Source organism: Xanthomonas sp. SHU 199, assembly GCF_000364665.1.
In the GTDB taxonomy this organism is placed as follows: Bacteria; Pseudomonadota; Gammaproteobacteria; order Xanthomonadales; family Xanthomonadaceae; genus Xanthomonas_A; species Xanthomonas_A sontii.
Genome location: NZ_AQOI01000489.1, coordinates 1 through 2,903, shown reverse-complemented (window position 1 = coordinate 2,903; position 2,903 = coordinate 1). Strand labels below are relative to the sequence as shown.

Genomic DNA, 2,903 nt, shown 5'->3' with positions numbered 1-2,903 from the left:
CAGGCCCAGCCGCGCGGTGGCCACGACGGGCACCGTGCGCAGCGGCGCCAGCGGCGCATCGGCCAACCCGCTGCTCACGCGTCCACCCGTTTGCGGGCCAGCGCCTCGCCGGCGCGTTGCGCGCGCTGCAGGCCGGCCTGCAGGTCGGCGACCAGATCCGCACTGGATTCGATGCCCACCGACAGGCGCAGCAGGCCGTCGGAAATCCCGGCCTTGGCGCGCGCCTCGGCGGTCATCGCCGCATGGGTCATGGTCGCCGGATGCGCGATCAGGCTCTCCACGCCGCCCAGCGATTCGGCCAGGGTGAAGTAGCGCAGGCCATCGACGAAGGCGCGTACCTCGGCCTCGCCGCCGGCCAGTTCGAAACTGATCATCGCGCCGAAGCCGCGCTGCTGCCGCGCCGCCACCGCGTGGCCCGGATGCGAGGCCAGGCCCGGGTAGTACACCTGGCGCACCGCGGCGTGCGTGGTCAGCAATTCCACCACCGCCTGCGCGTTCTCCTGGTGCGCGCGCAGGCGCGCGTCCAGCGTGCGCAGGCCGCGCAGGGTCAGGAACGCATCGAACGGCGAGCCGGTCAGGCCCAGCGCATTGGCCCACCACACCAGTTGCTGGTGCAGTTCGGCATCGGCCGCGATCACCGCGCCACCGACCACGTCGCTGTGGCCGTTGACGTACTTGGTGGTGGAGTGGATCACCAGGTCGGCACCGAAGGCGATCGGGGTCTGCAGCGCCGGCGACAGGAAGGTGTTGTCGACCACCGCCAGCGCGCCGGCCTTGTGCGTGGCGTCGATGACGAAACGCAGGTCGGTGATGCGCAGCAGCGGGTTGGACGGGGTCTCGATCAGCACCAGTTTCGGCGCCTGCGCCAGCGCATCGGCCAGCGAGCGCGGATCGGTCAGGTCGGCGGTGATCAGCTCGAAGTGGCCCTTCTTGGCCAGCGCGTTGAACAGGCGCCAGCTGCCGCCGTACGCGTCGTGCGGCACCACCAGCTTGTCGCCGGGCTGCAGCAGCGCGTTGAGCACCAGGTTGATCGCGCCCATGCCGGTGGCGGTGATCACCCCGCCGGCGCCGCCCTCCAGTTCCGCCAGCGCTTCGCCGAGCAGGTCGCGGGTGGGATTGCCGCTGCGGGTGTAGTCGTACTGGCGCTTGTTGCCGAAGCCGTCGAAGCTGAAGTTCGACGACAGCACGATCGGCGGAGTCACCGCGCCGTAGGCGGTATCGCGGTCGATGCCGGCGCGGACCGCGGCGGTGGCGGCACTACAGGGCAGATCGGTGTCGTGGGCAGTGCTCATGCGGCAACTCCGGTGGGGCGAAGGGCGGTGGCGAGAATCGCGTCGATGCGATCGGTTTCTTTCAGGAAGGCGTCGTGACCGTAGGGCGAACGCAGCACGCGCAGACTGCCGCGCGGGCCCAGGCCTTCGACCAGGGTGACCAGGTCCGACAGCGGCACCAGGCGGTCGCCTTCGACCGCCACCACCACGGTGGGCACGGCGACGGCAGCCGGCTCGATGCGATGCAGGTCGATGGATTCGGACAGGCGCAGGTAGGCGTTGACCTGGGTGCGCGCCACGTACTGCGCGCCGGCGGCGTCCAGGTAGTCTTCGGCGGCGACGCGGACGCGGCCGTTGATCACTTCCGGCGCCGCGTCGAAGCGTTCGCCGAACTCCTCCGGAGTGCGGTAGCTGAGCATCGCGAACTGCCGCGCCAGCGACAACCCGTGGCTCTCGGCGCATTGCAGCTGGCCCAGTGCCACGGCGCGGCGCTGCAGCGCGCGCCAGGCGGCGGCATACGGATGCGCGCGGTGCGCGCCGCTGACCGCAATCAGCTTCTGCAGGCGCTGCGGATGCCGCACCGCCAGTTGCAGGCCGACCAGCGCACCGTAGGAGTAGCCGACGAACCCGTGCAGTTGCGCGATGTCCAGCGCGTCCAGCAGCGCGGCGATGGCATCGGCCTGGTCGGCACTGTCGATCGGCGCGTCCAGGCTGCCGTCGGCACCGACGAAATCGAACGCCAGCAGCCGCCGCTGGGTGGGATCCAGCGCCCGCCCCGGCCCGACCAGGCCTTCGGCCCAGCCCTTCTCGGGAAAACTGGCGTTGGCGGCGAGGTGGCGGTGCGCGGAGATGCCGCCGGCTACGAACACCACCGGCGCGGCAGCCGGGCCGCTCAGTTCGTAGCGCAGGCGCAGCAGTTGCACACCGGCGTGGCGCAGCGGCAACGCGACCGCGATCTCGCCACGCATCGCGTGCACGCCGTCGGCCGGCGCGGCAACGCGGTCGTGGGACGGAGTGGCAGAGGTGGGGCGGTCAGGCGAGTTCACGAGGCGCATGGCGGTATCCGGAGAGGAACGGCCATCGAGCTTCGCGGAGCTCGCGTTCGCCATGCAGAAGGCATGGATCGAACCATCTTTCGGCGGACGCGTGGGTCCCCGCAGGATTTGGCACCTACACGGGCGCTTGCGCATCCGCTGGCTGCCCCGGCATCAAAGGGCCTGTCCCTCCGCCGGTCTCGATGGTGGAGCCACGATGCCAGCGATTTTCGGCCTTGTCAATCTCTTTATTCGGATGAAGCGATATGATTTTTCGATCCCTGGCCTCGGCCATACTCCGCTTCCCCCATCGATCCCCCAGTCCGTGCGCCGACGCCGTCCCCGCCGCTGGCTTGCCGTGGTCCTGTCGCTGGCGGCAGCGACCGCCGCGTTCGCGCAGCCGTTGCTGCGATGGAATGCCCCGCGACCCGAACCACAACCACCGCCAGCGTGGCTGCAGGTGAGCGCCCGCGACAGCGGCCTGCGCGAGGTCGCGCTGGGCAATCCGCTCGGCGGCCCGGTGCAGATCCGCCTGCTCGGCGACAGCGCCGGCTTCACCGCCGTCCCCGCGCTGCCGTTGACCGCGGAGCTGGCCGCC

The 2,903-nt window shown here is 70.9% G+C and carries 2 protein-coding genes and 1 riboswitch; both genes read right to left on the bottom strand.

What is annotated here, in order from left to right; all coding sequences use genetic code 11:
- Positions 1-74: 74 nt before the first annotated feature.
- Complete coding sequence (locus D183_RS0115215) at positions 75-1,292, bottom strand: O-succinylhomoserine (thiol)-lyase (RefSeq protein ID WP_017909760.1); 1,218 nt, start codon at positions 1,290-1,292, stop codon at positions 75-77.
- Entirely contained in the window at positions 1,289-2,326 is a 1,038-nt protein-coding gene (gene metX, locus D183_RS0115210) for a homoserine O-succinyltransferase MetX (protein ID WP_026144514.1), read from the bottom strand. Before metX ends, D183_RS0115215 begins: the two co-directional genes overlap by 4 nt.
- 70 nt (positions 2,327-2,396) lie before the next feature.
- Positions 2,397-2,515, bottom strand: a riboswitch (SAM riboswitch).
- Positions 2,516-2,903: the final 388 nt, after the last annotated feature.